Genomic DNA, 25,799 nt, shown 5'->3' with positions numbered 1-25,799 from the left:
TCGCCGCCTGCGGCAGCCCCCTCATCGGCCTGCCGGTCCCTTCTTCCCGATGCGCCGAAGAAGGCAGCGTCGGCGCCGCGCCTCCTCCACCAACCGCAAGCCCTACGCCGCGTCGGTGCGCAGGACGTAGTCGGCGGGCAGACTTTCGCGGAGAACGAGGCGCATGTTGGGGAGGTCGTTGCCCTCCATCTTGGCGATCATCACGGCGCCCTCAAGCCCAAAGCCTTGCCAGCGCTCCGTCAACCGCGCCTCCAGCACGGCCGGGTCGGCCGCGAGCGACACGGTGACGTCGAAGAGGTCTTTGAGGTCCCGCCAACCCGGCGCGTCGAGGAGCAGGTAGTTGCCCTCGACGACGATGATGCGCGTGCTGCCGGCGATGATGCGCCCGCCGGCGCGAGCGATCTCGATCGAACGGTCGAACACCGGCACCGCGATGTCGCTGCCGTCGTCGGCCTTCAGCCGTCGGATCATCGCCGCCAGTCCGCCGAGATCGAAGGTGTGCGGCGCGCCTTTGCGCGGCCGGTCGCCACGGGCGATCAGCACGGCGTCGTCGAAGTGATAGCCGTCCATCGGCAGCAGGCCGGCAAGGCCCGGCGTCTCGCCGTTGAGGTGATCGACCAGGTGCTCGCAGGTCGTGCTCTTGCCAACGCCCGGCGGCCCGGCGACCGCCACGAGCAGGCGCTTCGTCCGGTCGGTCGCCAGGAGCAGCGCCACGAGCGCCTCGATCGTCAGGGGCCGGCTCATGCGCGGCCACTCGCGAGATAATTCCCGGCGCCGACGCTTTCTTCCATCGCCTCGCAGTCCGCAAACACCCGTCCGACGCCGATGAGGATCGGCCGGTCGACACCGATGCGGGCGACGATGGCGGCGAGTTCGGCGAGCGTGCCGGTGCCGCGCGTCTCGTCGTGTCGTGAGATGTTGGCGGCGACGGCGACGGGGGTTTCGGCGGCAAGGCCGTGCGCGATCAGCTCGGCGGCGATGCGGGGCGCCATCCGCCCACCCATGTAGAAGATCGTGGTGGCGTGGTCGTCGGCAAGCGCCCGCCAGTCGAGGCTGTCCGGCAGGTCGCCCTTCTGGGAATGGCCGGTGACGAAGCGCACCTGGCCCGCCCGGTCGCGGTGGGTCAGCGACACGCCGAAGCCGGCGGCCAGCGCCGAGGCCGCGGTGATGCCCGGTACGATCCTCACCGGAATCCCTTCCGCCTTCAGCGCCGCGATTTCCTCACCGGCCCGGCCGAACACCGAGACGTCGCCCGACTTCAGCCGCACCACGTGCTTGCCCGCCTTTGCGAACTGGATCATCAGCGCGTTGATGTCCTCCTGCCGGCAGCTCTCGCGCGACGCCCGCTTGCCGACCAGCATGCGCTTGGCCTCGCGGCGGGCGAGCTCCAGAATCTCGTCGGAAACGAGGTCGTCGAAGAGGATCACATCGGCCGCCTGCAGCGCGCGCACCGCCTTCAGCGTGAGGAGCTCGGCCTCGCCGGGGCCGGCGCCGACCAGCGTCACGCGGCCGCCGACCTCGGGCGCCGCGGCGATCTCGGCGACGAGGCGGCGGATGTCGGCCGCGTCCGTCGCATCCGGCGCCTCGCGGGTGAAGGCCTTCACCGCAAAGCGCTCCCAGAAGGCCCGGCGGAGCGGGCCGGGCTCGAGCCGCGCCATCACCTCCGACCGCACGGCGGCGGCAAGGCCGGCCCAGCCGGCGAGCGCGCGTGGCAGCAGCGTCTCGATGCGGCGGCGGATCGCCTGGCCGAGGATGGGCGCCGCGCCATCGGTCGAGATGCCGATGACGGCGGGCGAACGGTTGACGATGGTGCCGAAGCGGAAGCTGCAGAAGTCCGGCTTGTCGACGACGTTGCAGGGCACGCCGGCGGCGCGCGCGGCGCAGGCGAAGGCCTGCGCCTCGGCCTCGGTCTCGCAGTCGCCGACCGCGAGCGCGGCGAGCGCAAAACTGTCGAGCGCCCAGGGCCGGTCGAGATGGGTAATCGAGCCCGCCGCAGGGCCGCCGGCGAGCAGAACCGCCATCTCCTCGCCGATCTCGGCTTTCGGGGCATAAAGCACAACGTTGGCCCCAGCGGCCGCCAGCAGCTCGGCCTTCCACGCCGCCCCGGCGCCGCCGCCGGCCATGGCGACGCGCTTGCCCGTGAGATCGTAGAACACCGGCAGCACCGCCAGCGGCTCGATCCGCTGGCTGCGGGTGCGGGCGCTTTCCTCGTCGCGGGCGACGGCGGCGAGCCGGGCGGGAATCATCTCGGACATCACGGTCTTTCCGGGCAGATCAGGCGAGCGGCAATGTCGTTCGTCGCCGGCGCGATGTCGAGGTCTGCTTTTACCATTGCGCCGCTCGGTGCAGATTCTTCCTTCTGCGCCAAGCGCTTCCGCGCCAACCGCCCGGCTTGCGCGGCTCAGCCGTGGTCGGCGGTGAAGCCGCAAGCCTTGATGCCGGCGACGGCGCAGATCTCGTCATTGTCCGAGGTGTCGCCGGTAATGCCGACGGCGCCGATCACCCGGCCCTCCTCGTCGCGCACCAGGACGCCGCCCGGCACCGGCACCAGCGAACCCTTGGCGAGCGCGTTCATCGCCTGGATGAAGAAGGGCTGGCTCTCGGCGCGGGTCTGCAGCGCGCGCGAGCCGATGCCCATCTGCACCGCGCCGTTCGCCTTGCCGATGGCGATCTCCGGCCGCATCGGGCTGGCGCCCGTCATCCGCTCCAGCGCCACCAGCGCGCCGCCGGCATCGAGCACGGCGACGGTCAGCGGCTTGAGGTTCAGCTCGGCGCCCTTGGCAAAGGCGGTCTGGATCATGGTGCGGGCATGGTCGAGGGTGAGGGTCATCGTGGATCCTTGGCTGCGCCGGGGGACTAGCCCGCGGCAGGAGAAGGCCCGATCCCGCCGGGCGTCCTCTTCGCGATAGAGGGTTTGCCGGCCACACCGCAAGCGCTGTTGTCGGCAAGGCCCGAAGGTGCCGTTCGCTTGGCCGCAAGCGCCCGCCACCGGGTGTGCCTGAACCCGCCTGTCCGCGGGGGAGCGGCAAGACGCCGTTTGCGCGATCGAATTGCGGCGGGCAAGGTCGCCGCCGGGAAGGTTCCGCGCGGCGCGGAAAAGAGCGGAGGCTGCGGATGCTGAGATGGATCGGATGGGCAGCGGTGCTGGCGCTGGCGACAAGCCCTGCCGGGGCGCTCGAGCTGCCGCGGACCTGGCAGTCGCAGCATTTCGCCGGCAATCCGCTGGTCGGGACTTTCGCCGGCCCCGATGGCCGGCCGGTGGCGGTGGCAGCGCTCGAACAGGCGATCGCGGCGGCCCGCTACGTGCTGGTCGGCGAGACGCACGACAACCCCGACCACCACCTGATCCAGGCCGCCATCGTCGCTGATCTCGCGTCCCGAAAGCCCGCTCTGGTGTTCGAGATGATCACCGCCGACGAGGCCCCGGCGCTCGTCGCCTTCCTCGGCGATCCCCAGCGGACCGCCGCAGGGCTAGGCCCGGCCGTGCGGTGGAACGAGCGGGGCTGGCCGGACTATGCGATGTACCAGCCGATCGCCGAAGCAGCGCTCGGCGCGGGTCTGGCGATCCGGCCCGGCGACCTCGGCCGGGAGACCGCGCGCGCGATAGGGCGACAAGGCTTTGCAGCGCTCGGGCCCGGGGAGGCGGCACGTCTCGGGCTGGACCGGACGATGCCCGAGGATGCCGCGGCAGCGCTGACTACCGAGCTCAGGGACTCGCATTGCGGCATGCTGCCCGACGCGGCGCTGCCCGGCATGCTGAACGTCCAGCGGGCGCGCGATGCGGCGCTCGCCGACGCGATGATCGCGGCGTCCGCGCCGACGGGGGCGGCCGTGCTGGTCGCCGGCTCGGGGCATGCGCGGGCCGACCGGGGCGTGCCGGCCGCGATCCGCGCCCGCGAACCAGGCGCTGCCGTGGTCGTGATCGGGCTCGTCGAGGTGACCAGTGCCACGGCCGACCTTGCGACCCTCGGCATTTCGCCGGAGACGCCGGCACCCTACGATTTCGTCCTTTTTACCCCGAAAGCCGACATCGCCGATCCCTGCGAGGGCCTCGCGGAGCAGCTGAAGGCGATGCCGAAAGCGCCGGCTGCCGGCGCCGAGTGACCGGCAAGGCGGCGAGGCCGGCCGGCTCAGACCGAACGGGTGATGCCGCCGTCGACGCGGATGTTCTGGCCGGTGATGTAGCCGGCGCCCTCGGAGGCGAGGAAGGCGATGGTGGCGGCGACCTTTGCGCTGTGGCCATAGCGTTGCATCGGAATGCGCTGCCGCCGCTCCTCGGTCTCCGGCAGGCTGTCGATGAAGCCGGGCAGGACGTTGTTCATCCGGATGTTCTCGGCTGCATATTTGTCGGAAAAGAGCTTGGTGAAGGCGGCAAGGCCGGCCCGGAAGACGCCGGAGGTCGGAAACAGCGGATCGGGCTCGAAGGCCGCAAAGGTCGAGATGTTGATGATGGCGCCGCCGCCGCCCGCCTGCAGATGCGGGGTGACCAGCCGCGTCGGGCGGATGACGTTCATCAGGTAGACGTCGAGCCCGGTGTGCCAGTCCTCGTCGGTAAGGTCGAGGATCGGCGCCCTTGGCCCATGGCCGGCGCTGTTGACGAGCACGTCGATCCGTCCCCAGCGGGCGAGGGTGGCGTCGACCAGAAGCTGCAGGTCCTCGTTCGAGCGGTTCGACCCGGTCACGCCGATGCCACCGAGCTCGGCCGCCAGCGCCTCGCCCTTGCCGGAGGAGGAGAGGATTGCGACGCCGAAGCCATCGGCCGCCAACCGCCGCGCCGCCTCCGCGCCCATGCCGCTGCCGCCGGCGGTGATGATGGCAATCTTCTGGCTTGGCATGATCTTCCTTCTCACTCTGACCGCTGATTCGACGAGAGAGTGTAGCGCGGCGCTCCCTTCCCATCGCATCGGATCGGCCGGACGGTGGCTGAGGGCGACGTAGCAGCACTCTTTCTGTCACGAGGCATTCACCCACCCGTCAACCGGCTGTCACGCAAAACCTATGTCTACGGCCCATCGCATTCGGCCGGAGACACCCCGATGACATCGATTCTCGCCCGCAGCATCGCGCTGCTGCTTCTCAGCGCCTGCGCCGCTTCCGCGCAGTCCTCTGACGGCAACGCTCTCGAGGGCAAGGCCTTCGACGCCGTGCTCGCCGGCCAGGCCGTGCTGCCGGCGGCGACGACGGTTGCAGCCCCTGCCGACGCCCCGACCTTCCTGAAGCAGGCCGGCAAGTTCACGACGCCCGACCGCCAGCGCACCACCGCGCTCGGCACGGTGCCAGGCATGGACGGCAAGCGTCCGACCAATACCGGCCTGCCCGTCGACGGCCAGTCGGTCCAGGGTTTCTCGGGCATCCGCAAGATGGCGGACGGTACGTTCTGGAGCCTGTCCGACAACGGCTTCGGCTCGAAGGCGACGTCGAGCGACGCCATGCTGATGCTGCACCACCTCGCCATCGACTGGAAGGCCGGAACCGTCGAGCGCAAGGAGACGATCTTCCTCAGCGATCCCGAGATGAAGGCGCCGTTCCCGATCACGCTGGAAGGCACCGACACGCGCTATCTCACCGGCGCCGACTTCGACGTCGAATCCATCCAGCCGGTGGCGGACGGATTCTGGGTCGGCGAGGAGTTCGGCCCCTATCTCCTGAAGTTCGACACCGCGGGCCGGCTGCAGTCGGTGCACGCGACGAAGGTCGGCGAGACCAAGGTGATGTCGCCCGACAATGCGCTGGTGAAGCTGCCGGACAATCCGACCAAGCCGATGCCGGCGATCAACGTCAAGCGCTCGGGCGGGTTCGAGGGACTGGCACTGTCGCCGGACGGCACGCGTCTCTACGGCCTGCTCGAGGGGCCGCTCTACACTGAGGGCAAGACGGCCACCACCGGGGACGGCCGCACCGGGCTCGAGATCATCGAGTTCGACGTCGCCAAGGGCGACTGGACCGGCCGGTCCTGGCTCTATCCGCTCGCCGCCGGCGGCGAGGCGATCGGCGACTTCAACATGATCAGCGCGACCGAGGGCCTCGTCATCGAGCGCGACAACGGCGCCGGCCGTCCGGCTGACGCCTGCAAGGGCGAGCCGGCGGCCGACTGCTTCGCGACGCCCGCCAAGCTGAAGCGGATCACCAAGATCGAGCTGACCGACGCGAATGCCGGCAAGGCGGCGCGCAAGATCGGCTATATCGACCTCCTCGCGATCAAGGATCCGAACGGTCTCGCCAAGCAAGGCGGCAAGGACGGCGTCTACGACATGCCGTTCGTCACCATCGAGAATGTCGACCGGGTGGACGACACCCACATCATCGTCGGCAACGACAACAACTTCCCGTTCTCGGCCGGCCGCAACCTCAACAAGGTCGACGACAACGAGTTCGTGCTGCTCGACGTCGGCGATTTTCTGAAAGCTGAATAACGGGCGTACCGATCGCGCTGTACCGAGAATGTGTCAGTTGGGCTCGCCATTTGTGGCGAGCCCAACGTCATTCCAGGCGCTGCCGCTTGACGATGGCGTATTTCGGTCCGAGTCGTCTTGGACTGCGGCCGGCTACGTTTACGCGTCTTGCCAAATCAAGCCGGATGCTTGTCTCGTATCCCCGTAATCAAGCCGGATGCTTGTCTCGTATCCCCGTAAGAGGAAACTCGGCAAAAGAACGGAGGAGGGTATCGATGGCCGCCAGCACCTCAACCGTCTTGACCGCAGCAGGCCTGAATATCGCAGTGACCGGCGTGGTCGCGGCAATGGCCTATACCGTGATGACCAATCAATGGTCGACGGCGCAGGTTCTGGGCCAACATACCGCGGCGATCGGGACGCTGCTCGACGAGGTTCAGGACATCAAGCGCAGCGTCGTTGGCCTCCGCGAAAAGGCAGCAACGATCGAGACTCAGTTGCGCGTCGCCCAAACAGATGTCGTGACACTGCTGGCCGATGCAGGCTTTCCCATCGACAGGAACGTCAAGATTGTTTGGGTGGGCGAACAGTTCGTCCTCTTCCCGCAGACACAGGCAGCCAGTGATTACCTGCGGGAGCAGAAGTTCACGCCGGTCCAGCTCACCCCGTCCATCGCCGGGTTCGCCCTCGACAGCCGGAGCGCCAACATCGTGAAGGCTGTGGTCGACAATGCCGCGTCCACGAAGCCTCTGGTTGTTCCTGACGTCAGCGACGGAGGAAACACAAAGGTCGAACCGCAGTAAGGACCGCTGTGCATGCCTTCGCTTGCACGGCTTTTTCGTCAGCCGAACTTGCGCCCGGCATCCACCGCCAGCCCGAGACCCACGCTGCCGAAGGCGTCGCTCTCGACGATGCGGGCGCCTGCGAACAGGCCGGTGACGGCGCGGCGGACGACCGGGATCTGCGTCGAGCCGCCGGTGAGGAGCACGGTCTCGATCTGGTCTGCTGTGACGCCGGCCTGGGTAAGGCACTCGGCGACGCTGCCGGCGATCCCGGCAACGAGGCCCTCGACTGCCGCGTCGAACTCCGCGCGGCTGACGGCGTGCTCGAGCTTCAGGCCGGGCTCGGACAAAGCGATGACGGCGTTCTCTGCATCGGTGAGATCGATCTTCGCCGCCTCGACCCTGCCGGCGAGGCGGTGGCCGGAGCGGTATTCCAGGAGCGTCATGAAGGCCTCGAGCCGTTCCGGATGCGCGGCCTCGCGCTTCAACTCGAAGAGGTCGCGGGTGATCTTCGGGGTGTAGAGCTGGTTGATCCGGTGCCAGGTGGCGAGGTCGTTCCAGTACCAGACCGGCAGGCGGCGCTTGCCGTCGGCGGTCGAGGTGCCCAGCCCCAGCGCCGGCATGATGGTGGCCAGGCTCAGCACCTTGTCGACGTCGGTGCCGCCGATGTGGACGCCGGAATTGGCGAGGATGTCATCCTTGCGGTCGGTGCGGCGCGCGCCCTCGGGCGACAGGCGGATGACCGAGAAATCCGAGGTGCCGCCGCCGATGTCGACCACCAGCGCCAGCTGCTCGGCATTCACCTCGCGCTCGTAGTTCAGCGCTGCGGCCACCGGCTCGAACTGGAAGGCGATTTCCGAAAAGCCCTGCGCCCGGGCGGCCGTCTCCAGCTGGTCCTGCGCCGTGCGGTCCGCGACCTCGTCGCCATCGACGAAATGGATGGGGCGACCGAGCACCACGCGCTCGATCGGCGCGCCGGCATCCGTCTCCGCCTTCTTCTTCAGCGAGGCGAGGAAGAGGCCGATGATCTCGCCGAAGCCGAGGCGCTGGCGGCCGACCCGCGTCGTCTCCTCCATCAGCGACGTGCCGAGCACGCTCTTCAGTGCGCGCATGAAGCGGCCTTCCGCGCCGTCGACATATTCGAACACCGCCTTGCGACCGAAATAGGTGCTGTGGTCCTCGAGGCTGAAGAACATCGCGCTCGGAATGGTGGCCTGGCCGTCTTCCAGCGCAACCAGCTGCGGGGCGCCGGCGGCGATGAGGCCAAGAGTCGAGTTCGTCGTGCCGAAATCGAGGCCGCAGGCAAGTCTGGTCATGGGATTGGCTTTTGTCACGGGCCCGGCACGGGCGGAAAAGGCGAGGGCGGGCAATAGCGGGGGCGGCCGGGCTTGGCAACCGCCTTGCTCGGCGTCTCCCGTCAGTGCGGCCGTTTCGCCGGACCTAAAATTTTGGCAACCTCGCGGTTTGCTGCATCGCGTGACGTTCGGCTGGCTTATGATCCAGGCGATGGTCAGCCGAAAGGTTTGCGCGTGAAAAAGTCGGGTCTCGTCTTCCTGGGCCTCCTCGCCGCGCTGGCCGTCGGCGACCAACTGTCGGGCGGCTGGGTACAGCACCGGGTGCTGTCGACCGCCGGGCCGCTTTTCGGCCTCTCCGGTAGTAACGGCAGCGACGGCGCCGCCACCGCAGATGCTGCCCCAGCCGCCGGCGGGCATGGCGGCGGGCATGGCGGAGGTCGCCCCGGCAGGGACAGCGGCCCCCGGCCTGTGACCACCGTCGCCGCGAGCCTGCAGGAGATCGCCGTGCGGCGCCGGACCATTGGTTCGGTGATGCCGCAGTCCGCGCTCTCGGTCACCAGCTATGCCCAGGGCATGCTGGTCGAGCGGGTGGCGCGCGAGGGCAGCGACATCCACGCCGGCGACATCATCGCCCGGCTGGACGACCGCGCGGCTGCGGCTGCCGTCGCCCGCGACACGGCGACGATTGCGCGCGACGGCGCGACGCTGAAGGGCGCCGAGAACGACCTCGCCCGGCAGCAGAAGCTCGCGACGTCCAACGTCGCCACCGGCCAGGCGCTGCAGGATGCCGAGACGGCGGTGGCGACCGCCACGGCCACCATCGCGCTCGACCAGGCGACGCTCGCCGCCGACCGCGTGGCACTCGACTACATGACGATCCGCGCCCCGATCAGCGGCCGGCTCGGCGCCTATCTCGTCGCGGTCGGCAATGTCATCCAGCCGGGCGACGCCGTGGTGCAGCTGACCCAGATGGCGCCAGTCGACGTCGGCTTCAGCATGGCGGAGAGCGACATCGCGGGCTTGCGCGACGCACACGCCCGCGGCGACGTCGGCATCAGCGTCACGCCGACGACCACGACGTCGGTCAGCGACGGCGCCGATCCCGGCAGCGTCCCGACGCGAACGGGGGCGCTGAGCTTCATCGACAGCCGCATCGATACGCTCTCGGGCACCTTCGCCGCCAAGGCGGTGCTGGCCAACGAAGACCGCGCGCTGTGGCCGGGGCAGTCGGTCTCGGTCGATGTGGTGCTGGCCGAGCGGCGGCTCGTCGCAATGCCCTCGCTCGCCGTGCAGCCGGCCCAGGAGGGAAGCATCGTCTATGTCGTGGCTGACGGGAAGATCGCGGTGCGGCCGGTCACCATCGGCCTCGTCGATGGCGACGTCACCGGCATCGCTGCTGGCCTTGCGGACGGCGAGAAGGTGGTCACCGAGGGCCAGATGAACCTCACCGACGGCATGGCGGTGACCGAGGTCGCCCCACCCGCCGCGCCGCCCCCGGGCAGCGATGCGGTGCCGGCCGCTTCCGCCGGGACGCCGGGCAAGGCGTCGACCGTGGCAGCGGTACGATGAGCTTCTCGGAGATCTTCATCCGCCGGCCGGTGGCGACGCTGCTCTTGGCCATCGGCCTGTCCGGCGCCGGGCTCGGGGCCTATTTCCAGCTGCCGGTCGCCGCCTTGCCGACAGTCGATTTTCCGACCGTCAACGTCTCGGCCCAGCTCTCCGGCGCCTCGCCCGAGACCATGGCGACCGCTGTCGCGACGCCGCTGATCAAGCAGTTCCAGACCATTGCCGGCATCGACAACATCTCGGCCCGCTCGACGCTCGGCTCCACCTCGATCACCATCCAGTTCTCGCTGTCGCGCGACATCGACAGCGCTGCCGCTGACGTCCAGGCGGCGATCGACAGCGCCCGCCGGCGGCTGCCGGACAACATGACGAACGATCCGAGCTACCGGAAGGCGAACCCGGCGGACGCACCGATCATGCTCCTCTCGCTGCGCTCGAAGACCATGCCGCTGACGCAGCTGGATTCGCTCGCCGAGAACATTCTCTCGCCAGCGATCTCGACGATCGCCGGTGTCGCCCAGGCGCAGATCTACGGCGAGCAGAAATATGCCGTCCGGGTGCAGGTCGATCCCGACCGGCTCGCCGCGCGCGGCCTCGGCATCAACCAGATCGAGACGGCGCTCGCGCAGGCCAACGACCAGTCGCCGGTTGGTACCTTCGAAAACGCTGCCCAGGCCGTCACGCTCGACGTGCCGACGCAGCTCTCGAATGCCAAAGAATTCACCTCGCTGATCATCGCCACCCCGAACGGCAATCCGGTGCGGCTCGGCACGGTGGCGCGGGTGATCGACAGCGTCGAGAACGACAACCTCGCCAGCTGGCACGACGGCGAGCGGGCGATCACGCTGGCGGTCCAGCGCCAGCCCGGCGCCAATACGGTGCAGGTGGTCGACGCCATCAAGGCGGCGCTGCCGGGCATCACCGCGCAGCTGCCGGCCTCGGTCTCGGTCGATCTGATGAACGACAATTCGCTGCAGATCCGGGCGGCCGTCGACGATGTCGAGTTCACGCTGCTTCTCACCATCGCGCTGGTGGTGCTGGTGATCTACCTCTTCCTCGGCAAGCTGGTCTCGACGCTGATCCCCGCCATCGCCGTACCGCTGTCGATTCTGGCGACCTTCGGCATCATGTATCCGCTCGGCTATTCCATCGACAACATGTCGCTGCTCGCCTTGACGCTGTCGGTCGGCCTCGTCGTCGACGATGCGATCGTCATGCTGGAGAACATTATTCACCACATGGAAAAGGGCATGGCGCCCTTCGAGGCAGCGCTCGTCGGCAGCCGCGAGGTGACGGCGACCATCGTCTCGATGTCGCTCTCGCTGATCGCGGTGTTCCTGCCGATCCTGATGATGGGTGGGGTCGTCGGCCGGCTGTTCACCGAGTTCGGCATGGTCGTCTCGCTGGCGATCATGGCCTCGGCGCTGGTCTCCTTGACCGTCACGCCGATGCTCGCCGCCCGCCTGCCGGAAAGCGCCCGCCAGCCGCCGGCCCGCTGGAGCCCGGCCGGCGTGTTCGAGCGCGGCTTTTCCGCGGTGACGCGGGGCTATGGCCGCGGCGTCGACTGGTGCCTGGCGCATGGCTTTGCGGTGTTTCTGGTCTTCCTCGCCAGCGTCGCCGGGTCGGTCTGGCTGGTCACCGTGCTTCCCTCCGGCTTTCTGCCGCGCGAGGACACCGGCCAGCTGCAGGTCTCCTTGCAGGGGCGCCAGGACATCTCGTTCGACGCCATGGCGGTGCTGGTCAAGCGGGCAGCCGATCTCGTCAAAGCCGAGCCGGACGTTGACCACGTCACCGCCACCATCGGCGGCGGATCGAGCGCGGCGACCAATGCCGGCACCATGTTCGTCCAGCTGAAACCGAGGGAGGCGCGCGGCAAGATCGACGGCACGATCGCCGACATCCGCAAAGAGCTCGGCACAGTGGTCGGCCTGCAGAGCTTCGTCACGGCCTCGCAGAGCCTGCGGCTTGGCGGGCGCTCGTCGCAGAGCCAGTACCAGCTGGTGGTGCAGTCGCTGGACACGGCGGGCCTGGCGGACTGGGCGGGTAAAATCCAGGCGGCGATGGCGGCGGACCGCTCGACCTTCGTCGGCGTCGCCACCGACGTGCAGGACAATGCCCTCCAGGCCGAGGTGAAGGTCGACCGCGACCGTGCCGAGCAGCTCGGCATCTCCGCCGAGACGCTGCGCACGGTGCTCGGCGCCGGTTTCGGCACCCAGTCGGCCGCGACCATCCAGGCGACCGGCGACAGCTATGAGGTGATCCTCGAATACGACCCGGACCTCGCCTGGAACGACACGCTCCTGTCCAACATCCACGTCCTCGCCAGCAATGGCCGGCTGGTGCCGATCTCGTCCTTCGCCGCGATCGTGCGGCAGACCGGGCCGGTGACGATCAACCAGACCGGACAGCTGACCTCGATCACGCTCTCCTTCGACCTGCCGCCGGGGGTGGCGCTCGGCCAGGCGACGGCGGAGATCGCCGCGATCAAGGCCCAGCTCGGCGTGCCCGCCTCGGTGTTCACCAGCTATGCGGGCACCGCCCAGGTCTTCGCCCAGTCGACCGCCAACACGCCCTGGCTGATCCTGGCCGCCGTGCTGACGATCTACGTCGTCCTCGGCGTGCTCTACGAGAGCTTCCTCCACCCACTGACCATCCTGTCGGGCCTGCCGGCGGCGGCGCTCGGCGCGCTTCTGGCGCTGCACTTTGCCGGAATGGAGCTGTCGATCATCGCCCTCATCGGCATCCTGATGCTGATCGGCATCGTCAAGAAGAACGCCATCATGATGATCGACGTGGCGCTGCAGCTGATGCGCGAGGAGGGGATGCCAGCCGTTCCCGCCATCCGCGAAGCCTGCGTTCGCCGCTTCCGCCCGATCATGATGACCACCTTCTGCGCCCTTCTCGGCACGGTGCCGATCGCCCTCGGCCACGGCGCGAGCTCGGAGCTGCGCCAGCCGCTCGGCGTCGCCGTCGTCGGCGGGCTGCTGGTCTCGCAGCTGCTGACGCTGTTCATCACCCCGGTGATCTTCGTCGGCATACAGAGGCTGAGCGACCGGTTCGCGGGGCGGGGGAGGCCGACGGGCGAAATGCGGGCAGTGCCGGCAGAATAGCGCGCGTTGTGCTGTTTCGAGCCGTTCAGAAGCCTTGGAGGGCCATGTCGAGCGCCGCGATGATGGCATCGTGTTCGGCTGCCAGATTGCCGATCCTTGCGCCGAAGATCGCGATGGGCACGGCTGAGATGAACTGGGTGACCATGACCATTTCACTGCCGGAAAAGCTGAACACCGGGTTGAGCCGAGCGGCTGGACGCGGCGCACTGAGGATGGGCAGAAGAGGAACGACGATCCGCGTCGTGAGACTTTCCAAAAGGTCGGCCTGAACGTCGAGAAGATAGCCATCGCCCTCGCGACGCGCGAACACGTCATACCGCGCCATCAGAACAGGCGTTCGGAACCGAGCGGCAGACCGTTTGTCTCGACGTAGAGATTGGAGGAGCGCAAGGCTGCCGCGTTCTCGTCGCGCCAGCCGATAGCACGGGCGTTCTTGACGGCGTCGGCGATTCCCTGCGCTGCTGCCCGGGCAATATCGACGTTGAGCAACTTCGCTTCTTCGAGGAGGGACGGATCGATGGTGATATCGTTCATGCAAAGTCCGTCAGGTAGGAGTGGCGCCCGGCGAAGATAGGGGCATCCCAGGATTGCCACAACAGCTGCACGTTTTGCCGAGCTATCAGCTCATCTGCGCGGGCACAAACGGTACCCGTGGATTGCTTGCGGTGTGAGAGAAGCCCACGCGACCATCCGTTTCGGCGTATTAGAAGGCGTTGTGGCGCCCTCCTCTCCGCATTTACGAAGCCGTTCCGGCCCTTTCTCCGCCTTTCTGCACGATCCCGTAGCGGCGGCCGAACTTCCGTCGGCTTTCGGCATTGAATGCTGGATCATGCCGGCAGAGGCTGGTCCCGGCGAGGAGCACCCATGACGAACCCGCGGTTTCTCGGTGGAAGTGGCGAAATGGCGACGCGGCTGCGCGCCTTCGACTGGGCGTCCACCCCGCTTGGCATTCCCGACGGCTGGCCGCATGCGCTGCGCACGCTCGTCGACCTCATGCTCTCCTCGCGCCAGCCGATGTTCCTGGCCTGGGGACGCGAGCGGACCCTTCTCTACAACGACGCCTATGTGGACCTTCTCCAGGACAAGCATCCGGCGGCGCTCGGCCAGCGGTTCGCCATAGTCTGGCGCGACATCTGGAGCGATCTGGAGCCGCTGTTCAGCCAGGTCTACTCCGGTGAGCCCGTCCACATGGACGACATCACGCTCTTCATCGAGCGCAACGGCGCGAGCGAGGAGGCGCATTTCGCCTTCTCCTACACGCCGGTCTTCGACGAGGCCGGATCGGTCGTCGGCCTGTTCTGTCCCTGCAACGAGACGACCGGCCAGGTGCTGGCCGAGCGGGCAGCCGAGGAATCCCGGCAGGCGGCCGAAGAGGCGAACATCGCCAAGAGCCAGTTTCTCGCCAATATGAGCCATGAGCTGCGCACGCCGCTGTCGGCGATCATCGGCTATGCCGAGATGCTGATCGAGGAGGCCGAGGACGGGACCGAGCCCGGCGAGCTCGCGCGCGACATCCGCAAGATCGAGAGCAATGCCCGGCATCTCCTCGGCCTCATCAACGACGTGCTCGACCTCTCCAAGGTCGAAAGCGGCAAGATGGATCTCTTCGTCGAGGAGTTCGACATCGCCGATATCGTCGGCGACGTCGTCTCCACGGCCAAGGGACTGATCGACAAGAAGCACAACCGGCTGGAGATCGAGATGGCGGCCGACATCGGCACCATGCGATCGGACGTCACCAAGCTCCGTCAGATCCTCCTGAACCTCCTCGGCAACGCCGCCAAGTTCACCCAGGAGGGCGTCGTCACCATCGCCGTCTGGCGTTCCGAAGGTCAGGTGCATTTCCGGGTCAGCGATACCGGCATCGGCATGACGCCCGAGCAGCTGGAGCGGCTATTCCAGCGGTTCCAGCAAGCGGATGCCTCCACCACGCGCAAGTTCGGCGGCACCGGCCTCGGCCTGTCGTTGACGAAGGCGTTCAGCGCGATGCTCGGTGGCGACGTGACCGTCGAGAGCGCGCTCAACGCCGGCAGTGCCTTCACCTTGACCTTGCCGGAGGTGGCGAGCGATCCGGCCGAGGTCGAGACGGATCTCGCGGCGCTCCAGGCCCAGCTGCCGGTCGCCAGCGACAAGGGCGAGGCGGAGGTCGTCCTGGTGATCGACGACGACACCGCGCAGCGCGAGCTGATGACCCGCTTCCTCGCCCGCGAAGGATTCGCGACCCTTACCGCCGCCGACGGTCCGACCGGCCTGTCGCTCGCGAAGGAAATGCGCCCGCGGGCGATCCTCCTCGACGTGATGATGCCGGGCATGGACGGCTGGACGGTTCTGAGCCGCCTGAAGGCCGATCCCGACCTCTCGTCGATCCCGGTCGTCATGGTCACCTTCGTCAGCGAGCGTGGGCTCGCCTCCTCGCTCGGGGCTGCCGATTACGTCGCCAAGCCTGTGAACTGGGACAATTTTCGCGCGGTGATGGACCGTTTCCGTGGCGAGGTGGGCGATGTCCTCGTCGTCGACGACGACCCCGACGCCCGGTCGCGGGTGCGCAGCGCCCTCGAGCGCGACGGCTGGAGCGTCGCCGAAGCCGGCAATGGCCAGGAGGCGCTCGAAGCCGTGCAGGTGGCGCCGCCGAGGGTGATCCTCCTCGACCTCACCATGCCCGTCATGGACGGCTTCGCCTTCCTCCACGCGCTGCGCAAGAGCGCCGGCGGCAAGGACATCCCCGTCATCATCCTGTCCGCACGCGATCTCACGGCCGACGAGCGATCAAGGCTGGAATCGGCGGCCAGGGTCATGTCCAAGGGTGCGGCGAGTCTGAAGGAGGTCGCGGCGAACGTCAGGGCGCTGGCGGAGTGACGCTGGCGACCTCCGGCAGGTGCGGCCGCTGGTTAGTGGCGATAGGCCGTCAGCCTACACTCTGAGCCTCAATTCGGGTCTCAATCGGGCTGTGTCGTCTACTCGGCAGCGTCGGCGTTTCCCGGCGCTGGAAGGCGTGCCTTCTGCCAGTCTCCCGGGGCAAGCGCGGTGCTGGCGGACAGGACTTCGATGCCGATAACGCGGCCCTTTTCGTCGACGTCATAGATGAAAGGACCTGCCTCGGCCGACTCGACAATCGTGCCGCTGCCGATGCGGAAATAGACGGCGTCGGCTTCAGGATCGTAGGTCACGTCGATCATGGGCGCTTTGCTCCCCGGTCGAATGTCGCGGTGATAATGCGCATTATCGTCGCTAACTGTCATCCAGTAACGCCGCTCCTCGAACTCTGTCCCGTCAGCTGTCCATCTTCAGCGCGGCGATGAACGCTTCCTGCGGAATGTCCACCTTGCCGAACTGGCGCATGCGCTTCTTGCCCTCTTTCTGCTTGTCGAGGAGCTTGCGCTTGCGCGTGGCGTCGCCGCCGTAGCATTTCGCGGTCACGTCCTTGCGCAGGGCCGAGATGGTCTCGCGGGCGATCACCTTGCCGCCGATCGCCGCCTGGATCGGGATCTTGAAGAGGTGGTTGGGGATCAGGTCCTTCAGCTTCTCGCACATGGCCCGGCCGCGGCGCTCGGCCTGGGCGCGGTGGACCAGCATTGAGAGGGCGTCGACCGGCTCGGCATTGACCAGCACCGAGAGTTTCACGAGGTCGCCCTCGCGGTACTCGATCAGCGAGTAGTCGAAGGAGGCATAGCCCTTGGAGATCGATTTCAGCCGGTCGTAGAAGTCGAACACCACCTCGTTCAGCGGCAGCTCGTAGGTCACCATTGCGCGCTTGCCGACATAGGAGAGGTCGGTCTGAACGCCGCGCCGCTCCTGGCAGAGCGTCAGGATATTGCCGAGATAGTCGTCGGGGGTGAGGATCGTCGCCTTGATCCAGGGCTCTTGGATCTCGACGATCTTCATCACGTCCGGCATATCGGCGGGATTGTGCAGCTGTATGGTCGAGCCGTCGGTCAGCTTGATGTCGTAGACGACGGAAGGGGCGGTGGCGATCAGGTCGAGGTCGAACTCGCGGGAGAGCCGCTCCTGCACGATCTCGAGGTGAAGGAGGCCGAGGAAGCCGCAGCGGAAGCCGAAACCGAGCGCAGCCGAGGATTCCATCTCAAAGGAGAAGCTCGCATCGTTGAGGCGCAGCTTGCCCATGGCGGCTCTGAGATCGTCGAACTGCGCGGCATCGACCGGGAACAGGCCGCAGAACACCACCGGCTGCGCCGGCTTGAAGCCCGGCAGCATGGTCGTCGTCGGGCGCTTGTCCTCGGTGATGGTGTCGCCGACGCGGGTATCGGCGACCTCCTTGATCGAGGCGGTGATGAAGCCGAGCTCGCCGGGGCCGAGCACGTCGAGATTGACCATCTTCGGGGTGAAGACGCCGACCCGGTCGACCGGGTATTTCGCGTCCGTTCCCATCATGCGGATGATCTGGCCCTTCTTCAGCTCGCCGTCGATGATCCGCACGAGGACGACGACGCCGAGATAGGCGTCGTACCAGCTGTCGACCAGCATCGCCTTCAGCGGCGCCGAACGGTCGCCGTGTTTCGGCGGCGGCAGGCGGTGGACGATGGCTTCGAGGACATCGCCGATGCCGATGCCGGATTTCGCCGAGATCATCACGGCGTCCGAGGCGTCGAGGCCGATCACCTCCTCGATTTGCTCCTTCACCCGGTCCGGCTCGGCGGCGGGGAGATCGATCTTGTTCAGCACCGGCACGATCTCGTGGCCGTTGTCGAGCGCGAGATAGACGTTGGCGAGGGTCTGCGCCTCGACGCCCTGCGCCGCGTCGACGACGAGGAGCGAGCCTTCGCAGGCGGCGAGCGAGCGCGACACCTCGTAGGCGAAGTCGACATGGCCGGGCGTGTCGATGAGGTTGAGGATGTAGGTCTCGCCATTCTTGGCGACGTAGTGCAGCCGCACCGTCTGCGCCTTGATGGTGATGCCGCGCTCGCGCTCGATGTCCATCGAGTCGAGCACCTGCTCGGTCATCTCGCGCGCCTCCAGCCCGCCGGTCGTCTGGATCAGACGGTCGGCCAGCGTCGATTTGCCGTGGTCGATATGCGCCACGATGGAGAAATTGCGGATGTGGTCGAGGGGCGTAGGGGTGCTCATGGCCCGCATATAAGCAATTTGAGCGATATCGGATACCGGTTTTTCACCGCGGCGCGATGCGCGTGGTTGACACTCGACGGGGCGCTCCTCCGGCGCCATCCGGAAAGAGCCTGCGAGCCGCCTCCCGGGTCTGCGAAGCTTCCGGTGGGGCGCGGCCGGACGGTGGCAGCCGATCCGCTGGAAGCCTTTGCCTGGCGAGATGGCGGCGGGGCAGGCTGGCGTCGCACCGACGGCGGGGCCAAGGGGGCGGAGAATGCGGGCGGCTAAATTGCACTTGTCTATTGCCCGCCTCAATTCGATCGCGCAAAAAGCAGCCTCTGACCCTTGAATAGGACTGCTGCATGCTGGACGTACGAAAGCTCGAGATCGCGGATGTCGTGGAACTGACGCCGCGGCGTTTCGGCGACGATCGCGGCTTCTTCGCCGAGACGTTCAACCGTCAGCGTCTTTCGGGCGCCGGAATCGAGATCGACTGGATGCAGGACAACCAGTCCTACTCCAAGGACGTCTTCACCTTGCGCGGCCTGCACTACCAGGAGCCGCCCTTCGCCCAGGACAAGCTGGTGCGCGTGCTGCGCGGACGCATCCTCGACGTCGCCGTCGACATCCGGCGCGGCTCGCCCTCCTACGGCAAGTGGGTCGCGGTGGAGCTGTCGGCCGAGGCGTTCAACCAGCTCCTGGTTCCGGTCGGCTTCGCGCACGGCTTCCTGACGCTCGAGCCTGACACCGAGGTCTTCTACAAGGTGTCCGCGCCCTATTCCGGTAGCCATGATCGGTCGATCCGCTACGACGACCCGGCGCTCGCCATCGATTGGCCGCTCGGCGGCAAGACGCCGGTTCTCTCCGCCAAGGACGAGGCCGCGCCGACGCTGGCCGAGGCCAACGCCCCCTTCATCTATGAGGAAAGCCGCAAGTGAAGATCATCGTCACCGGCGGCGCCGGCTTTATCGGTTCGGCGGTCTGCCGCCACCTCATCAACGAGACCCCGCATTCGGTGGTCAATCTCGACAAGCTGACCTATGCCGCGAGCCTTGCCTCGCTGGCCTCGATCGAGAACGACCCGCGCTACGTCTTCGCCAAGGGCGATATCCTCGACCGCGCTTTCGTCACCGCGCTCCTGCAGCGGGAAAAGCCGGATGCGGTGATGCATCTGGCCGCAGAAAGCCATGTCGACCGCTCGATCGACGGTCCCGGCGACTTCATCAACACCAACATCATCGGCACCTACGAGCTCCTGGAAGCCGTGCGGGCCTACTGGTCGGGCCTCGAGGGCGAGAAGAAGGCGGGCTTCCGCTTCCACCACATCTCGACCGACGAGGTGTTCGGCGACCTGCCGCTCGACGATGGCCTGTTCACCGAGGAGACGCCTTACGCGCCGTCCTCGCCCTATTCGGCCTCCAAGGCCGCGTCCGATCACCTCGCCATGGCCTGGCACCACACCTATCACCTGCCGGTGGTGCTCTCGAACTGCTCGAACAATTACGGCCCCTACCACTTCCCGGAGAAGCTGATCCCGCTGATGATCCTCAACGGTCTCGAGGGCAAGCGCCTGCCGGTCTACGGCAAGGGCGAGAACGTCCGCGACTGGCTGTTCGTCGATGACCACGCCCGCGCGCTGGCGATGGTCGCGACAACCGGCGTCGCCGGTCGCTCCTACAATATCGGCGGGCGCAACGAGCGCTCCAACCTCGATGTCGTCCACGCCATCTGCGACACGCTCGACCGCCTGGCGCCGCCGCTGGCCAGCGGCGAGAGCCGCCGCAGCCTGATCGATTTCGTCAGCGACCGTCCTGGCCACGACCTGCGCTATGCCATCGACGCCACCCGCATCGAGGGCGAGCTCGGCTGGAAGGCGCAGGAGACTTTCGAGACCGGGCTGGAGAAGACCATCGCCTGGTATCTCGCCAACGAAAGCTGGTGGGGACCGATCCGCGCGGGCAAGTATGCCGGCGAGCGCCTCGGGGCAGTCGGCGGGAAGGCCTGAAATGAAGCTTCTCGTCACCGGGCGCAGCGGGCAGGTCGCGACCTCGCTGCTGGCGCTGGCCGCGCCTGATCTCGAGATCATCGCGCTCGGCCGGCCCGAGCTCGACATCACCGACCGGGCGAGCCTCGACCGCGCGATCTCCGCGCATTGGCCGGACGTAGTCGTCTCGGCCGGCGCCTATACCGCCGTCGACCGCGCCGAGACCGAGGTGGACGCCGCCTTCGCCGCCAACCGCGACGGCGCGGGCCATGCCGCGGCGGCCGCGGCCGCGGCGGGTCTGCCGATCATCCACATCTCGACCGACTACGTCTTTCCCGGCGACAAGGCCGAGCCCTATGTCGAGAGCGACGCGACCGGCCCGGTCAGCGTCTACGGCCGCTCCAAGCTGGAAGGCGAGGCGGCGGTGCTGGCGGCCAATCCGCGTGCGGCGATCCTGCGCACCGCCTGGGTCTACAGCCCCTATGGCAACAACTTCCTGAAGACCATGCTGAAGCTTGCCGCGACGCGCGACGCGCTGCGCGTCGTTGGCGACCAGCAAGGCACGCCGACCTATGCGCCGGACATTGCCGAGGCGATCGTCGTCGTGGCCCGCCGCATGCTGGCGGAACCGACGGCGACGGATTGGCGCGGCGTCTTCCACCTCGTCGCGACGGGGACGACGAACTGGGCGGATTTCGCCGCCGAGATTTTTAGCCAGTCGGCGGCCCGTGGCGGACCTTCGGCCAGCGTCGAGCCGATCGGCACGGCCGATTATCCGACGCCGGCCTACCGCCCGGCCAATTCCCGGCTCGACACCGCCCGTTTCAACGGCGTGTTCGGCCACCGCCTGCCGGCCTGGCAGGACGGCGTCGGCCGGTGCCTGGCAGCGCTCGAGGCCTGATCAGCCGACAGCAATTCGCGGCGCGATGAGCGAGCGGAAAGGGCGGGGGCGCAGCTGGTCCCCGCCTCTCTCCAGCCGCCCGCGGCGAAAAGAGCCAGGTAGTCCCGGCGGGCTATAGGATTGCCTGCCAATGCTGTAAGATTGACCCTAGGGAACGTCGCCGCTGCTCTTTGCGATCGGCGACGGGCTGCGCCGCTGGGCGGGCGCCGACAGGGGAAGACCGACAGGGATGCGATCGCGCTTTCTGATCTTCGACGAGAACGCGCCGATCATCGACGTCTCGCGTCACGCCTTTCCCGACGCGCCGCCGGTGGTCACCGGGCCGAGCTATCTCCTCTGCCCGCATTGCGGCCACGACGAGCGCAGCCATGCCGGTCCCCACGAGATGTTCAGCGTGCTTCCGCCGGTGGACGCCAAGCCACCGATCGTCTCCAGCCTGCATTTCCGCTGCCGCGAGTGCGAGGAGGTGTCGCCGGTCTGGGTGATCCGCCGCGACGGCGCCGTCACCAGCCACATGCGCGACCTCGAGACCGAGGAGGCCTGCATGCCGCTCGATTTTGACGACAGCATGCGCGCCAACCGGCTGGAGTAACCGGGCCGGCGAGGCCTGCGGCCGACGCCCCATGCGCCCCGATGCCAGTGACGCCCCTCGATCCGGAAAGCCGTCCCCCGTATGCGCCTGTCTCTCGGCCTCTCCGCCCTTGCCTCGATGCTTCTGCTGCCGATCGCCTCGGCCGAGGAGGCGGCGCCTCGCTTCGGCGTCCCGGTCGCCTGCGATCCGCAGGCGGAGTGCCTGGTCCAGCAGTTTCCCGACATGCAGGCGGGCGCCGGGGCGAGCGATCCGTTCTGCGGCGGGGCGACCTATGACGGCCATGACGGGACCGACATCCGCATCGCCTCGCTGAAGGACATCGCCCGCGACGTGCCCGTTGTCGCCATGGCCGCGGGCAGGATCTTGCGCGGCCGCGACGGCGAGCCCGACAGGCTGTCGGGCGGGGCCGAGGCGGCCGGCACTTTCGGCGGCAAGGAATGCGGCAACGGGCTGGTGATCGACCACGGCAACGGCTGGGAGACGCAGTACTGCCACATGAAGCAAGGCTCGCTCGCCAAGACCGCCGGTCCGGTGGCCGCGGGCGAGACGCTCGGCTTCGTCGGCGCGTCCGGCTGGGCGCAGTTCCCACACGTCCACGTCACGGTCCGGCACGCCGGCGTCAAGGTGGACCCCTCGACCGGCCGTGAGGTCGGGGCCGGCTGTACGGCAGCCCTGGCGGACCGTCATCCGCTCTGGAGCCCGGCGGCAGCGGCGTGGCTTAGCACCGCCACCCACCACATCCTTGGTGTCGGCATCGCCGGCAGCCTCTTCGCCCATGACAGCCTGGTCACCGACGGCCCGCCGCCTGCCCCGACACCGGCATCAGCCGCGACGGTCGGCTGGGGCTGGTTCGCCAATCTGAAGGGCGGCGACCGGATCCGGCTGCTGATCACCGACCCGTCGGGCGCCGTCTTCACGGATGCCGTGGGCGAGCCGCTCGGCGGCAACAAGGCGAGCTATTCGCAGTTCGCCGGCCGCAAGCGCAGCCCCTTGCCGGGCCGCTACCGGATCGAGACGCAAGTGCTGCGGGGCGACGCCGTAGTCGAGGCGCGAACGGCGGATGTCGACGTCGCGCCGTAGCGCTCCGGCGCGCTGGCACCGTGAATCTTGGCCGTGCTGTCGCGGACCACGGTCTTAGGCGGGCAAGGGACCCGCCGTCCGGTAATGCGCGATCATCTCGTCGAACAGCGCGATATCCGACCGGCCGCGGGCGAAGAGCTGGGCGCCCGCCACGGCGGCGTAGATGGCGCGGGCCCGGGCGCCGCTCTCCTCCACACGGACGATCGAAGCCGCTGTCAGCAGCTTGCCAAGCCAGGCGACGTTGACGTCCGCAAAGGCCTGCACTTCCGTCTTCACCGCGTCGGGAAGGTCGTCGTATTCGGCCGCCATGAAGCTCGATAGGCACATGCGGTTGTCGTTCGACAGCGAGGCGCGGAAGATGTCGGGGTAGTGGTGCAAGGCCTCCAGCGGGTCGGGAAACCGCGTGGAGATCGCATCGAGGTCCGCTGCGGTATCCTCCCAGTACCGCCGCGCCACCGCCGCACCGAGATCGGCCTTGGTGGCGAAGTGGTGGTAGATGCTGGGCGCCTTGATGCCGACTTCGGCCGCGATATCCCGGTAGTTCAAGCCGTTATAGCCCCGCGCCATTGCGGCCCGCCTTGCAGCCGATAGCACCGCCTCCCGGGAAGTCATGCTCACGGATTTTCCTCTTCATGCACTCGACCTACCAATTGGTAGATAGAGATTGACAGGGTGAAAGCAAAGCCTCTATTTCTGCCTACCAACCAATTGGTAGATGGATCGACTATGACCCTTGCGACCCCGAAATCCCCCCTTCGCCTCTTCACTTCGCCGTCGGCTTTCCCCAATCCCCAGCGCCTGCGCATCTTCCTGCACGAGAAGGGCATCGCCGATCATTTCCAGGAGCATGTCTACGACATGGCGCCCGCCGGCGAGCAGCGGCAGTGGCGCCACCTGAAGAGGAACCCGTGGGGCGAGACGCCGACGCTGGAGCTGGCGGACGGGAGCTTCATCTCCGAGACCGCGGCGGTCGTTCGCTATCTCGACGAGGCGTTTCCGGGCCGCCGGGTGATGGGCGAGACGGCGGAGGAGAAGGGTCTCGACAGCATGTGGGACAACCGCATCTGGGTCCACATCCTCTACCGCATCACCACGGCCTTCCACGTGCTGCACCAGGGCTCGGGCCCAAGCTCGAGTTGACCAGCAATCCTGCCTGGGGCGAGCATTGCCGCAAGGAGGCACTGGCGCACACCGGGCTCGTCAACCAGCATCTCTCCGACGGACGCGAATGGCTGCTCGGCGGAAGCGAGCCGACCTTCTCCGACTTCACCTTGGCGACCGCGATCGCCTTCTCAAAATACCCGGTCAACGCCATGCCGCTCGACGAGCGCTTCGAGCACATCGACGCGTTCTGGCAGCGCTGGATGCGCCGCCCGACCTTCCTTGCCGCCTACGCCGACCGCAACAGCGGCGTGCCGGAGCTCGACAACCGGGACTGACTGCCTCGCCGCCGCGCTGCGGCGACCGGGAAAACACGGATCGGCCGCAGCGGGACCTGTGGCCGATCCTGCTGGCGAAAGGCGTGTGGATGCTGGGCGGCGCGCATCCCCTCCAAATACCAAGGCTTGCCATCGAACTTCCCTAGCGTCAGGATGCGGCACGTTCCCTGATGGGCGGCGAGACGGTCATCGGTGCCGGCAAGGCCGGGTTCGCCCGAGGCAGGCGCCGCTTCTCCCCGCAGCAAGCAAGGTTTCCCAAGATGAAGTCATCCGCTCTTTCCGCTATTCTCCTCGGCTTGCTCGCGGTTCCCGCCGCGGCGCAGACGGCGGCGCCGGTGAGCGTTGCGGCGAAGGCCGGGCAGGAGGTGCGCGCGGGCTGGGTCGGGTCGGTCGGGGCCGACTGCAAGCCGAACCCCGCGCCGACGCTGACCCCTTTAAAGCTTGCGGCGCACGGTCAGATCAAGCTGCAGCAGGCGGACGTCAAGACCAACAGTTTTCCGGCTTGCCCCGGCATCACTGTGCCGGCGATCGTCGTGTTCTACACGTCCTCGCCAAGCTTCAAGGGCACCGATGCCTTCACGCTGACGACGGCCGACGGCACCGCCCGCGCCTACAGCGTGACGGTCGACTGACCGCGCGCCGTCAGGGCTTGTCGAAGCGCCGGAGCGTGCGCGCGCCGCGCCGCAGCCAGGTCGGCATGGCCTGGTAGGCGGCGCGCAGGCCCGGCACCCTCAAGAGGAAGCGGATTTTGCGGCCGAGCGGCACCAGAAAGTCGTTCGGCTGGTCCGCCAGCCGGCGTGAGATTTTCCGCAGTTCCACGAGCTCCATGGCGGGCGCCGAGAGCGCAACGCCTTCTACCGTGGTGACCACCCCGCCATCCGCCTCGGCCAGTAGCGAGAACAGCCGCTCCAGCGCGTGCGCCGCGGTGCCGTCGACTTGGCCCCGCTCCGGTTCGAACAGATTGTCGAGGGCAGCGCCCGGCAAGGCCGCGAAGGCGCTTTTGCGGAACCAGAACATCGATCCCGCGGCAAAGACCGGCGTGCGCCGGAGCGCCTCGCCATAGGCAAGCCCCAGCCGCTGCGAGATCCGCCGCATCGGCTTGGCATTCTTCTGCATCCAAGGCGCCATCGAGACCAGCATTCCGTCTGGCCCGACAAGCGCAAGCCGCGGATCGGCTTCCATCGCCCGCAGCAGCCGATCGACCGCCGCAGGATCCGGCAGCAGCCCCTCGACCAGCATCCTCCCCCAGTCGGCACCGTCGAGCCGGTGGGTGGACCGCTTCGTGTGCAGTTTCAGGCCGATGGCATAGTCGAGGTCGGCGCAAAGCGCCTCGAGGAACGGGCGGACGTCGCGGCCCCGGTTCTCGGTGCGCAGGACCCGGTGCGACAGGAGGAAGGGCGTCTCTGGAAGGATGAAGCTTGCGGCATCGCCGGACGTCGTCAGCACGAGGTGGAAGGGCCGCTGCAGGTTGCGGGCGATCCACGGCGCCATCCAGTCCCAGACGTCGGCGAAATGGACGTGGACGAAGACGGCGATTGGCACCACGGGACCTGTCTCCCCCTTGCCGGGGAATAAGCCGGAGGACGCGGGCGCCGCT

At 67.8% G+C, this 25,799-nt stretch carries 25 protein-coding genes; 14 read left to right on the top strand and 11 right to left on the bottom strand.

All coding sequences use genetic code 11. The features are described 5' to 3' along the window. Nucleotides 1-102: 102 nt before the first annotated feature. The 3 genes from ACZLZQ_RS21835 to ACZLZQ_RS21825 form a co-directional block, all read right to left on the bottom strand. Complete coding sequence (locus ACZLZQ_RS21835) at nucleotides 103-744, bottom strand: nucleoside triphosphate hydrolase (RefSeq protein WP_472951185.1); 642 nt, start codon at nucleotides 742-744, stop codon at nucleotides 103-105. Continuing rightward, a complete protein-coding gene (cysG, locus tag ACZLZQ_RS21830; protein WP_472951184.1) occupies nucleotides 741-2,255 on the bottom strand; it encodes a siroheme synthase CysG in 1,515 nt (504 codons plus the stop codon). Before cysG ends, ACZLZQ_RS21835 begins: the two co-directional genes overlap by 4 nt. Nucleotides 2,256-2,401: 146 nt before the next feature. Then, on the bottom strand, nucleotides 2,402-2,830 hold the full coding sequence (locus ACZLZQ_RS21825; RefSeq protein ID WP_472935727.1) for a GlcG/HbpS family heme-binding protein: 429 nt from the start codon (nucleotides 2,828-2,830) through the stop codon (nucleotides 2,402-2,404). 284 nt (nucleotides 2,831-3,114) lie between these two features. Between ACZLZQ_RS21825 and ACZLZQ_RS21820 the strand changes: the two genes are divergently transcribed. Beyond that, the gene (locus ACZLZQ_RS21820) at nucleotides 3,115-4,104 is read left to right on the top strand and encodes a ChaN family lipoprotein (protein WP_472951183.1); all 990 of its coding nucleotides are present in this window, start codon (nucleotides 3,115-3,117) and stop codon (nucleotides 4,102-4,104) included. 26 nt (nucleotides 4,105-4,130) lie between these two features. Here ACZLZQ_RS21820 and ACZLZQ_RS21815 read toward each other — a convergent pair whose 3' ends face one another. Next, nucleotides 4,131-4,835, bottom strand: a complete 705-nt coding sequence (locus tag ACZLZQ_RS21815) for an SDR family oxidoreductase (protein ID WP_472951182.1) — start codon at nucleotides 4,833-4,835, stop codon at nucleotides 4,131-4,133. A 201-nt stretch (nucleotides 4,836-5,036) separates the two neighbouring features. Here ACZLZQ_RS21815 and ACZLZQ_RS21810 point away from each other — a divergent pair, with 201 nt between their 5' ends. Both ACZLZQ_RS21810 and ACZLZQ_RS21805 read left to right on the top strand, forming a co-directional pair. Beyond that, entirely contained in the window at nucleotides 5,037-6,413 is a 1,377-nt protein-coding gene (locus ACZLZQ_RS21810; protein WP_472951181.1) for an esterase-like activity of phytase family protein, read from the top strand. Between the two features lie 254 nt (nucleotides 6,414-6,667). Beyond that, nucleotides 6,668-7,195: a hypothetical protein gene (locus ACZLZQ_RS21805; protein ID WP_472935731.1), complete on the top strand. Its 528-nt coding sequence runs from the start codon at nucleotides 6,668-6,670 to the stop codon at nucleotides 7,193-7,195. A 38-nt stretch (nucleotides 7,196-7,233) separates the two neighbouring features. Here ACZLZQ_RS21805 and ACZLZQ_RS21800 read toward each other — a convergent pair whose 3' ends face one another. After that, a complete protein-coding gene (locus ACZLZQ_RS21800; RefSeq protein ID WP_472951180.1) occupies nucleotides 7,234-8,490 on the bottom strand; it encodes an Hsp70 family protein in 1,257 nt (418 codons plus the stop codon). Between the two features lie 213 nt (nucleotides 8,491-8,703). Between ACZLZQ_RS21800 and ACZLZQ_RS21795 the strand changes: the two genes are divergently transcribed. Both ACZLZQ_RS21795 and ACZLZQ_RS21790 read left to right on the top strand, forming a co-directional pair. Continuing rightward, entirely contained in the window at nucleotides 8,704-10,038 is a 1,335-nt protein-coding gene (locus tag ACZLZQ_RS21795; RefSeq protein WP_472951179.1) for an efflux RND transporter periplasmic adaptor subunit, read from the top strand. Then, on the top strand, nucleotides 10,035-13,145 hold the full coding sequence (locus ACZLZQ_RS21790) for an efflux RND transporter permease subunit (protein ID WP_472951178.1): 3,111 nt from the start codon (nucleotides 10,035-10,037) through the stop codon (nucleotides 13,143-13,145). Before ACZLZQ_RS21795 ends, ACZLZQ_RS21790 begins: the two co-directional genes overlap by 4 nt. 25 nt (nucleotides 13,146-13,170) lie before the next feature. Here ACZLZQ_RS21790 and ACZLZQ_RS21785 read toward each other — a convergent pair whose 3' ends face one another. Together ACZLZQ_RS21785 and ACZLZQ_RS21780 are read right to left on the bottom strand one after the other, a co-directional pair. After that, nucleotides 13,171-13,470 carry a CcdB family protein gene (locus tag ACZLZQ_RS21785; protein WP_472935735.1) on the bottom strand — a complete coding sequence of 100 codons (300 nt, stop codon included), beginning with the start codon at nucleotides 13,468-13,470 and terminating at the stop codon, nucleotides 13,171-13,173. Beyond that, a complete protein-coding gene (locus ACZLZQ_RS21780; protein WP_472935736.1) occupies nucleotides 13,470-13,679 on the bottom strand; it encodes a type II toxin-antitoxin system CcdA family antitoxin in 210 nt (69 codons plus the stop codon). Before ACZLZQ_RS21780 ends, ACZLZQ_RS21785 begins: the two co-directional genes overlap by 1 nt. A gap of 330 nt (nucleotides 13,680-14,009) precedes the next feature. On the opposite strand from ACZLZQ_RS21780, the gene ACZLZQ_RS21775 reads away from it, so the two are divergent. Continuing rightward, nucleotides 14,010-16,001 carry a response regulator gene (locus ACZLZQ_RS21775; RefSeq protein ID WP_472951177.1) on the top strand — a complete coding sequence of 664 codons (1,992 nt, stop codon included), beginning with the start codon at nucleotides 14,010-14,012 and terminating at the stop codon, nucleotides 15,999-16,001. Between the two features lie 98 nt (nucleotides 16,002-16,099). Here ACZLZQ_RS21775 and ACZLZQ_RS21770 read toward each other — a convergent pair whose 3' ends face one another. After that, nucleotides 16,100-16,321: a DUF2283 domain-containing protein gene (locus ACZLZQ_RS21770; protein WP_472951176.1), complete on the bottom strand. Its 222-nt coding sequence runs from the start codon at nucleotides 16,319-16,321 to the stop codon at nucleotides 16,100-16,102. A gap of 94 nt (nucleotides 16,322-16,415) precedes the next feature. After that, nucleotides 16,416-18,236 carry a translation elongation factor 4 gene (gene lepA / locus ACZLZQ_RS21765; protein ID WP_472935739.1) on the bottom strand — a complete coding sequence of 607 codons (1,821 nt, stop codon included), beginning with the start codon at nucleotides 18,234-18,236 and terminating at the stop codon, nucleotides 16,416-16,418. Nucleotides 18,237-18,568: 332 nt separating this feature from the next. Here lepA and rfbC point away from each other — a divergent pair, with 332 nt between their 5' ends. The 5 genes from rfbC (at nucleotide 18,569) to ACZLZQ_RS21740 (ending at nucleotide 22,763) form a co-directional block, all read left to right on the top strand. Continuing rightward, nucleotides 18,569-19,144 carry a dTDP-4-dehydrorhamnose 3,5-epimerase gene (rfbC, locus tag ACZLZQ_RS21760; protein ID WP_472935740.1) on the top strand — a complete coding sequence of 192 codons (576 nt, stop codon included), beginning with the start codon at nucleotides 18,569-18,571 and terminating at the stop codon, nucleotides 19,142-19,144. Then, nucleotides 19,141-20,211: a dTDP-glucose 4,6-dehydratase gene (gene rfbB / locus ACZLZQ_RS21755; RefSeq protein WP_472951175.1), complete on the top strand. Its 1,071-nt coding sequence runs from the start codon at nucleotides 19,141-19,143 to the stop codon at nucleotides 20,209-20,211. The genes rfbC and rfbB overlap by 4 nt, the downstream gene beginning before the upstream one ends. A 1-nt stretch (nucleotide 20,212) precedes the next feature. Next, nucleotides 20,213-21,091: a dTDP-4-dehydrorhamnose reductase gene (rfbD, locus tag ACZLZQ_RS21750; RefSeq protein WP_472951174.1), complete on the top strand. Its 879-nt coding sequence runs from the start codon at nucleotides 20,213-20,215 to the stop codon at nucleotides 21,089-21,091. 229 nt (nucleotides 21,092-21,320) lie between these two features. Then, a complete protein-coding gene (locus ACZLZQ_RS21745; RefSeq protein WP_472951173.1) occupies nucleotides 21,321-21,683 on the top strand; it encodes a hypothetical protein in 363 nt (120 codons plus the stop codon). 81 nt (nucleotides 21,684-21,764) lie between these two features. Next, on the top strand, nucleotides 21,765-22,763 hold the full coding sequence (locus tag ACZLZQ_RS21740) for a M23 family metallopeptidase (RefSeq protein WP_472951172.1): 999 nt from the start codon (nucleotides 21,765-21,767) through the stop codon (nucleotides 22,761-22,763). Nucleotides 22,764-22,817: 54 nt separating this feature from the next. Here the strand turns inward: ACZLZQ_RS21740 and ACZLZQ_RS21735 are convergent, their stop codons facing one another. Then, nucleotides 22,818-23,381, bottom strand: coding sequence for a TetR/AcrR family transcriptional regulator (locus tag ACZLZQ_RS21735; protein WP_472951171.1), 564 nt, complete (start codon nucleotides 23,379-23,381; stop codon nucleotides 22,818-22,820). A gap of 108 nt (nucleotides 23,382-23,489) precedes the next feature. Here ACZLZQ_RS21735 and ACZLZQ_RS21730 point away from each other — a divergent pair, with 108 nt between their 5' ends. The 3 genes from ACZLZQ_RS21730 (at nucleotide 23,490) to ACZLZQ_RS21720 (ending at nucleotide 24,834) form a co-directional block, all read left to right on the top strand. Continuing rightward, entirely contained in the window at nucleotides 23,490-23,903 is a 414-nt protein-coding gene (locus tag ACZLZQ_RS21730; RefSeq protein WP_472951170.1) for a glutathione S-transferase N-terminal domain-containing protein, read from the top strand. Continuing rightward, nucleotides 23,900-24,202, top strand: a complete 303-nt coding sequence (locus tag ACZLZQ_RS21725) for a glutathione S-transferase C-terminal domain-containing protein (protein WP_472951169.1) — start codon at nucleotides 23,900-23,902, stop codon at nucleotides 24,200-24,202. The genes ACZLZQ_RS21730 and ACZLZQ_RS21725 overlap by 4 nt, the downstream gene beginning before the upstream one ends. Before the next feature lie 260 nt (nucleotides 24,203-24,462). Then, entirely contained in the window at nucleotides 24,463-24,834 is a 372-nt protein-coding gene (locus ACZLZQ_RS21720; RefSeq protein WP_472951168.1) for a hypothetical protein, read from the top strand. Between the two features lie 10 nt (nucleotides 24,835-24,844). Here the strand turns inward: ACZLZQ_RS21720 and ACZLZQ_RS21715 are convergent, their stop codons facing one another. Further along, nucleotides 24,845-25,747 carry a rhamnan synthesis F family protein gene (locus ACZLZQ_RS21715; RefSeq protein ID WP_472951167.1) on the bottom strand — a complete coding sequence of 301 codons (903 nt, stop codon included), beginning with the start codon at nucleotides 25,745-25,747 and terminating at the stop codon, nucleotides 24,845-24,847. Nucleotides 25,748-25,799: the final 52 nt, after the last annotated feature.

The organism is Mesocryomonas lacus (genome assembly GCF_055730105.2).
The sequence above is the reverse complement of the archived record's forward strand: the minus strand, read 5'-3'. Positions and strand labels throughout refer to the sequence as shown.

Coding starts and splice junctions, on each gene's coding strand:
- ACZLZQ_RS21835 (WP_472951185.1), bottom strand. CDS start 744: ATGAGCCGGCCCCTGACGATCGAGGCGCTCGTGGCGCTGCTCCTGGCG.
- cysG (WP_472951184.1), bottom strand. CDS start 2,255: ATGTCCGAGATGATTCCCGCCCGGCTCGCCGCCGTCGCCCGCGACGAG.
- ACZLZQ_RS21825 (WP_472935727.1), bottom strand. CDS start 2,830: ATGACCCTCACCCTCGACCATGCCCGCACCATGATCCAGACCGCCTTT.
- ACZLZQ_RS21820 (WP_472951183.1), top strand. CDS start 3,115: ATGCTGAGATGGATCGGATGGGCAGCGGTGCTGGCGCTGGCGACAAGC.
- ACZLZQ_RS21815 (WP_472951182.1), bottom strand. CDS start 4,835: ATGCCAAGCCAGAAGATTGCCATCATCACCGCCGGCGGCAGCGGCATG.
- ACZLZQ_RS21810 (WP_472951181.1), top strand. CDS start 5,037: ATGACATCGATTCTCGCCCGCAGCATCGCGCTGCTGCTTCTCAGCGCC.
- ACZLZQ_RS21805 (WP_472935731.1), top strand. CDS start 6,668: ATGGCCGCCAGCACCTCAACCGTCTTGACCGCAGCAGGCCTGAATATC.
- ACZLZQ_RS21800 (WP_472951180.1), bottom strand. CDS start 8,490: ATGACCAGACTTGCCTGCGGCCTCGATTTCGGCACGACGAACTCGACT.
- ACZLZQ_RS21790 (WP_472951178.1), top strand. CDS start 10,035: ATGAGCTTCTCGGAGATCTTCATCCGCCGGCCGGTGGCGACGCTGCTC.
- ACZLZQ_RS21785 (WP_472935735.1), bottom strand. CDS start 13,470: ATGGCGCGGTATGACGTGTTCGCGCGTCGCGAGGGCGATGGCTATCTT.
- ACZLZQ_RS21780 (WP_472935736.1), bottom strand. CDS start 13,679: ATGAACGATATCACCATCGATCCGTCCCTCCTCGAAGAAGCGAAGTTG.
- ACZLZQ_RS21775 (WP_472951177.1), top strand. CDS start 14,010: ATGACGAACCCGCGGTTTCTCGGTGGAAGTGGCGAAATGGCGACGCGG.
- ACZLZQ_RS21770 (WP_472951176.1), bottom strand. CDS start 16,321: ATGATCGACGTGACCTACGATCCTGAAGCCGACGCCGTCTATTTCCGC.
- lepA (WP_472935739.1), bottom strand. CDS start 18,236: ATGCGGGCCATGAGCACCCCTACGCCCCTCGACCACATCCGCAATTTC.
- rfbC (WP_472935740.1), top strand. CDS start 18,569: ATGCTGGACGTACGAAAGCTCGAGATCGCGGATGTCGTGGAACTGACG.
- rfbD (WP_472951174.1), top strand. CDS start 20,213: ATGAAGCTTCTCGTCACCGGGCGCAGCGGGCAGGTCGCGACCTCGCTG.
- ACZLZQ_RS21745 (WP_472951173.1), top strand. CDS start 21,321: ATGCGATCGCGCTTTCTGATCTTCGACGAGAACGCGCCGATCATCGAC.
- ACZLZQ_RS21740 (WP_472951172.1), top strand. CDS start 21,765: ATGCGCCTGTCTCTCGGCCTCTCCGCCCTTGCCTCGATGCTTCTGCTG.
- ACZLZQ_RS21730 (WP_472951170.1), top strand. CDS start 23,490: ATGACCCTTGCGACCCCGAAATCCCCCCTTCGCCTCTTCACTTCGCCG.
- ACZLZQ_RS21720 (WP_472951168.1), top strand. CDS start 24,463: ATGAAGTCATCCGCTCTTTCCGCTATTCTCCTCGGCTTGCTCGCGGTT.